Origin of the sequence: Pseudomonas sp. B3(2017), from assembly GCF_002113595.1 — a bacterium.
Taxonomy (GTDB): domain Bacteria; phylum Pseudomonadota; class Gammaproteobacteria; order Pseudomonadales; family Pseudomonadaceae; genus Aquipseudomonas; species Aquipseudomonas ekonensis.
In genome coordinates this window covers 1-6,435 of record NZ_NEIU01000039.1, presented here as the reverse complement: position 1 = coordinate 6,435, position 6,435 = coordinate 1, and the positions used below count along the sequence as shown (strand labels likewise).

The following is a 6,435-nucleotide window of genomic DNA, read 5'->3' as shown; positions in this document are numbered from 1 at the left end:
CGATCGGCGCCGAGGCGCTGTCGTCGAGGGTCAGCGTGACGGGGCTCTGGTAGACGTCACGCAGTTGGGCCAGGGTCAGTTGGCCGGGAATCAGGTTCAGCGCGGTCATGCTTGTGCTCCTTTTGAGAGGTTCTTGTTCATTCACCAGACGCTCCGGAGAGTTCCGTTGTCCGTCGCTTCCCGCCTTGTGGGCGGGCTGGCGCCTTGGCACGCTGGTTTGCGGGGGAATCAGTTCACGTCGGGCAAGGCCTTGCGCAACAGTTCCGGGGCTTTCAGGACACCGGCCGCACGGGCAATGTCCGGCGCCAGCCAACGATCCTGGTCGTAGGCCGGCACGTGCTCGCGCAGCAACCGCCAGGCCTTGCCGGTGCCGACACCGAAGCGCTGTTCTTTCAGGAACTCGAAGGCCTGGGCCGCCAGCAGGTATTCGATGGCGAGGATCTGCGTGCAGTTCTCCAGTGCGCGGTGCAGCTTGAGCGCGGCGTTGGTGCCCATGCTCAGGTGGTCTTCCTGAAGGCCCGAGGTCACATAGTTGTCGAGCACCGCCGGTTGCGCCAACTGGCGGTTCTCCGCGCACAGCGACGCGGCGACGTACTGCACGATCATCATCCCGGAGTTCACCCCAGGGTTGGCCACCAGGAACGCCGGCAGGCCGCTGACGTGCGGGTTGACCAGACGATCCAGGCGCCGCTCGGCGATCGAGCCGACCTCGGCCATGGCGATGGCCAGCAGGTCCGCCGCCAGCGCCACCGACTGCCCGTGCGGGTTGGCCTGGGACATCACCCGGAAATCGTCCGGCGTGCCCAGCAGCAACGGGTTGTCGGTGCAGCCGTTGAGTTCGGTCTCCACCTGGCGGACCGCGTGCGCCAACTGGTCGCGCGCCGCGCCGTGCACCTGGGGAATCGAACGGATGCTCAAGGCGTCCTGGGTGCGGATGCCCTTGCTCGACGCGATCACCTCGCTGCCGTCGAGCAGCGCCCGCAGGTTGACGCCCACCTGCTGCATGCCGGGGTGCGGCTTGAGCGCGATGATCTCGGCGTCGAACGCGGCGATCTGGCCGCGCTGGGCCTCGAAGCTCATGGCGCCGATCACGTCGGCCCATTGCACCAGACGCGTGGCGTCGGCGATGGCCAGGCAGCTCAGGCCGGTCATGCACGGCGTGCCGTTGACCAGGCACAGCCCGTCCTTCGCCCCCAACTGCACCGGCTGCAGGCCCTCTTCGGCCAGCGCCTGCTGCGCGGCGACGATCTGCCCGCGGTAGCTGACGTTGCCCACGCCCAGCAGCGCGATGCCGATGTGGGCCATGTGGGTCAGGTAGCCCACCGAGCCCTGGGACGGCACCTGCGGGGTGATGCCGCGGTTGAGCAGCGCCAGCAGCGCCTCGACCACCCGGCGGTGCACGCCGGACTTGCCCTGGCTGAAGTTGCGGATGGCCGCGCACAGGATCGCCCGCGTCTGCTCGTCGGCCAGCACCGGGCCGACGCCGCAGGCATGGCTGAGCAGGGTGTTGCGCGACAGCTGGCTGAGCTGTTCGTCCTTGAGCGACACGTTGCACAGCGCACCGAGGCCAGTGTTCACGCCATAGGCGCGTTCGCCGCTTTCGACGATGCGCTGGACGATGGCCTGGGCGTTCTCGATGCGTGCCCAGGCGCTGGCCGACAACTCGAGCGGCGCACCGTGACGGGCCACGGCGACCACATCCTGCCAACGCATCGGGGCGTCGGCGATAACGATTTTTTCAGCCTGGGACATCTAAAACCTCAACCTTGATATGGATGCAGTGCTACTGGCCTCATCGCTGGCAAGCCAGCTCCCACAGGGATCGTGTGACCACTGAGAGATCTGTGGGAGCTGGCTTGCCGGCGACGGGGCCCGTCAGACCACCGCAAAATTCAGATCAGACCACCGCCGCCCGCCGCTGCACGAAGCGGTCCACGTATTCGTCCGCCGGCGAGTGCAGGATTTCCTTCGGCGTGCCGACCTGGATCAGGCGGCCGTCCTTGAGGATCGCGATGCGGTTGCCGATGCGCACGGCCTCGTCGAGGTCGTGGGTGATGAACACGATGGTCTTGTGCAGGGTCTTCTGCAGCTCCAGCAACTGGTCCTGCATCTCGGCGCGGATCAGCGGATCGAGGGCGCTGAACGCCTCGTCCATCAGGATGATGTCGGTATCCGCCGCCAACGCCCGGGCCAGGCCGACGCGCTGGCGCATGCCGCCGGAGAGCTGGTGCGGGTATTTGTTTTCGTAGCCCTTGAGGCCCACGGTGTTGATCCAGTGCAGCGCGCGCTCGGTGCACAGCTGCTTGCTTTCGCCGCGCACCTTCAGGCCGTAGGCGACGTTGTCCAGCACGCTCTTGTGCGGCAGCAGGCCGAAGCTCTGGAACACCATGCTGATCTTGTGCCGGCGAAATTCGCGCAAGGCGTCCATGTCGTACTGCAGGATGTCCACGCCGTCCACCAGGATCGCGCCGCTGGTGGGGTCGATCAGGCGGTTGAAGTGGCGCACCAGGGTCGACTTGCCGGAGCCGGACAGCCCCATGATCACGAAGATCTCGCCGGTGCCGATGCTCAGGGACAAGTCGTTGACCCCGACCACGCAACCGGTCTCGTTGAGCACCTGCTCCTTGGTCTTGCCCTGGCCGACCATGGCCAGCGCATCCTTGGCGCGGTTGCCGAAAATCTTGAAGACGTTCTTGACTTCGATCTTGCTCACGGTTGCGTTGCTCATTTGCTCACCTCATGCCGCGCACGACCGTAGGCCTGGGTAATGCGGTCGATGACCACAGCGAGAATCACGATGGCCAGACCGGCTTCGAGGCCGCGTCCGACGTTGAGGGTCTGGATGCCCACCAGCACGTCTTCGCCAAGGCCGCGGGCGCCGATCATCGAGGCGATCACCACCATGGACAGGGCCATCATCGTGGTCTGGTTGATCCCGGCCATGATGCTCGGCAGGGCCAGTGGCAGCTGCACGCCGAACAGTTGCTGCCAGCGGTTGGCGCCGAAGGCGTTGATCGCCTCCATCACTTCGCCGTCGACCTGGCGGATGCCAAGGTCGGTCAGGCGGATCAGCGGCGGCGCGGCGTAGATCACGGTGGCGAAGATCGCCGGCACCTTGCCCAGGCCGAACAGCATCAGCACCGGGATCAGATACACGAAGCTGGGCATGGTCTGCATGATGTCGAGCAGCGGCATCAGCACCGAGCGCAGACGGTCGCTGCGCGCCGAGAGGATCCCCAGCGGCACGCCGATCAGCACCGAGATCAGCGTCGCCACCAGCATCAGCGCCAGGGTCTGCATGAGCTTGTCCCACAGGCCGACGGCACCGACCAGGAACAGCAGGCCGACGATCACGCCGGTGGTGACCACCTTGCGGGTGGCGTGCCAGGCGATGCCGGCGACGATGGCCAGCATCAGCCACCACGGCACGGCGCGCAGCAGGCCCTCAAGGTTGACGATGGCCCAGAGCAGGGTGTCGGAGATGTGGCGGAACACGTCGCCGTAGTTGGTGACCAGTTTGTCGACCCAACCGTTGACCCAGTCGGCGATGGAAAAGGTAAAGCTTTCGGGAAACATAAGCGGCTCTCAATCAGAAAACTCAGTCAAGCGATTGCGGCGAACACCCCGGCCAGCCTCTCGGTTGGCCGGGAGGAATTCGACCTACAGCGCCGCGTCGATTTTCTTGGCAGCGTCTTCACTGACCCACGCGTGCCAGACTTCAGGATGTTCCTTGAGGAAGATTTTCGCCAGCTTCGGCGACTCGATGCGTTCCTTCGCCATGCGGCCCAGGTTCTGGTTCAGCAGGTCGATCGGCAGGTTGACCTTCTCCAGCACGGACACCAGCTCCGGCGCCTCGTCGTGGAAGGTCTTGGACAGGCCGACCTTGATGGTCACGCTCTTGTCGACGCCGGCCTTCTCTTCCAGCTTCACCGCGTCGATCTGGCCCATCAGCGGGGTCGGCGACCAGTAGTAGAACAGGATCGGCTCGCCGCGCTTGTAGCTCGACAGCACCGCCGCATCCAGCGCGGGACCGGTGCCCGGGCGGAAGTTGGTGTAGCTGCTCTCCAGGCCGTAGCTCTTGAGCATCTCGGTGTTGTCCAGCTCGCAGGTCCAGCCGGCGGGGCAGTTGTAGAAGCGGCCCTTGGACGGTTCTTCGGCGTCCTTGAAGATCGCCGAGTACTTGCCAAGGTCAGCGATGTGCTTGAGGTCCGGCGCCTTGGCTTCGAGCTTGCGCTTGGCGTCGCCCTCGATCACGTAGCGCGGCACGTACCAGCCTTCGATGGCGCCCACCACAGGGGCACCGACGCCGACGACCTTGCCGGCCTTCTCAGCCTTGTTCCAGACCTCGCTGCGGCCGACCCACTCCTCGGCGAAGATCTGGATATCGTTGCTGCTCAGGGCGTTCTCCATGGTGATGGAGTTGCCCGGCAGGCTGTCGGTCTTGCAGTCGTAGCCTTTCTCCAGCACCACTTGCAGCACGTCGGTCAGCAGCATGCCGCTTTCCCAGTTCAGGCCGGCGAACTTCACCGGTTTGCCGGATTCGCACCAGCCGGCGGCCTGGGTGGCGCCGGCGCTGGCCAGAAGGCCCATGGAAAGCAGAGTGGTCAGCAGGGTCTTGTTCGATTTCATTGTTGTGACGCTCCTAATCATGAATTGGCTTACGGCAGTCAAGAGGCATCCAGCCCTGTCCACGTCCAAATCAGGCCTGCGCCGCAGCGCGACCGGCCCCGCTTGTTTTAGGTTGTACGGCGCTGTTCTGCTCGAGGGGCAGAATCAGGCGATCGGGCACTGCACCGTGCCACTTCTTGGCACACACATAGTAGAGGCCGGCGGGAAGCACCAGGCCGATGATCCAGGAAATGTCCACATCGCCCAGGGCGGCCACCAGCGGGCCGGTGTAGAACTTGGTCGAGATGAACGGCAGCTGCACCAGCACGCCGAACACATAGACGCTGATGCCCAGCACGTTCCAGCGGCCGTAGCGGCCGTTCGGATCGGCCAGCGCCGGCACGTCGTAGCGCTCGCGGGTGATGCAGTAGTAGTCCACCAGGTTGATGGCGCTCCAGGGCGTGAAGAACGCCAGCAGGAACAGGATGAACGACTTGAACGCCCCCAGGAACGAATGCTGGCCGAGCAGCGCGATCAGGGTCGCGGCGCCGACGATCACCAGCACGAACACCAGGCGCTGCATGCGGGTGACCGTCAGGTGGCCGCGGAAGCCGCTGATGATGGTCGCGATGCACATGAAGCTGCCGTAGGAGTTCAGCGTGGAGATGGTGACCTTGCCGAACGCGATGCTGAAGTACAGCAGCGCGGCGGTGGCACCGGTCCCGCCCAGACCGACGATGTAGGCGACTTCATGACCGGCGAATTGCCCGTTGGCCGAAGCGGCCGCGAACACACCGAGGATCATCGCCACCTGCGCGCCGATCACCGAACCTGCACCGGCGGCGAAGAAGGTCTTCACCGAAGACACCTTGCTCGGCAGGTAGCGCGAGTAGTCCGCCACGTACGGCCCGAAAGCGATCTGCCAGGAGGCCGCGAGCGACACCGCCAGCAGGAAACTGCTCCAGCTGAAGTGGCGGATGTCCAGTAGTGCGCCGACGTCCACCTGACTCATCAGACGGCTGAACAGATAAACGAAAGCGATCACGCCGATGGCGCTGGCGATGCGGCCGATCCAGTGAATCACCCGATAGCCGAGCACCGTGACCACGACGATGACGCTGGCGAAAAGGAGGATGCCGACGGTGTCGCTGACCCCGAACAACTGGCCCAGCGCCTGACCGGACAACACCGTCCCGGTGGCGGTGAAGCCGAGGTACATCAGGCACACCAGCACGATCGGAATCGCCGCGCCGTAGACGCCGAACTGCACCCGGCTGGAAATCATCTGCGGCAGGCCAAGCTTGGGCCCTTGCGCCGCGTGCAGCGCCATCACCCCGCCGCCCAGCAGTTGACCGATCAGCAGACCGATCAGCGACCAGAACACATCGCCGCCCAGCACCACGGCCAGGGCCCCGGTGACAATCGCGGTGATTTGCAGGTTGGCACCCATCCACAGGGTGAACTGACTGAACAGACGACCGTGTCTTTCCGCTTCCGGGATGTAGTCGATCGAACGCCTTTCGATCAACGGTTTGTTGCCTGCACGATCGGTGTTGCCTGCCATGATTCAACCTCTGTGGATTGTTTTAATTGTTCTGTCGGGCTTACTCGATTCCTGTGGGAGCTGGCTTGCCAGCGATGACGTAGGCACTTTAAACATCAATTCCAGCAGTGCCGCCGCAATCGCTGGCAAGCCAGCTCCCACAGGGATTTGCGTTACTTGCCGCCAGTGATCATCGGCAGGTTCAGGCCCTGCTCTTTGGCGCAGTCGATCGCAATCTGGTAACCGGCATCGGCATGACGCATCACCCCGGTGCCCGGGTCGTT

Annotated in this window: 6 protein-coding genes; all 6 read right to left on the bottom strand. The window is 64.6% G+C overall.

The window, feature by feature from the left end; genetic code table 11:
- Positions 1 to 228: 228 nt before the first annotated feature.
- Positions 229 to 1,752, bottom strand: coding sequence for a histidine ammonia-lyase (hutH, locus tag CAG33_RS27920; protein ID WP_085586964.1), 1,524 nt, complete (start codon positions 1,750 to 1,752; stop codon positions 229 to 231).
- A 145-nt stretch (positions 1,753 to 1,897) separates the two neighbouring features.
- Positions 1,898 to 2,728: a glycine betaine/L-proline ABC transporter ATP-binding protein gene (locus CAG33_RS27915; protein ID WP_085586963.1), complete on the bottom strand. Its 831-nt coding sequence runs from the start codon at positions 2,726 to 2,728 to the stop codon at positions 1,898 to 1,900.
- Positions 2,725 to 3,576 (bottom strand): proline/glycine betaine ABC transporter permease, encoded by an 852-nt coding sequence (locus CAG33_RS27910; RefSeq protein WP_085586962.1) that lies wholly within the window; start codon positions 3,574 to 3,576, stop codon positions 2,725 to 2,727. The genes CAG33_RS27915 and CAG33_RS27910 overlap by 4 nt, the downstream gene beginning before the upstream one ends.
- 84 nt (positions 3,577 to 3,660) lie before the next feature.
- Complete coding sequence (locus tag CAG33_RS27905) at positions 3,661 to 4,629, bottom strand: ABC transporter substrate-binding protein (protein WP_085586961.1); 969 nt, start codon at positions 4,627 to 4,629, stop codon at positions 3,661 to 3,663.
- A gap of 70 nt (positions 4,630 to 4,699) precedes the next feature.
- Positions 4,700 to 6,172, bottom strand: coding sequence for a cytosine permease (locus CAG33_RS27900; RefSeq protein WP_085641280.1), 1,473 nt, complete (start codon positions 6,170 to 6,172; stop codon positions 4,700 to 4,702).
- Positions 6,173 to 6,324: 152 nt separating this feature from the next.
- Positions 6,325 to 6,435, bottom strand: a 111-nt coding sequence (locus CAG33_RS28880; protein ID WP_256575613.1) for a hypothetical protein, incomplete at its 5' end; no start/stop codon positions are given.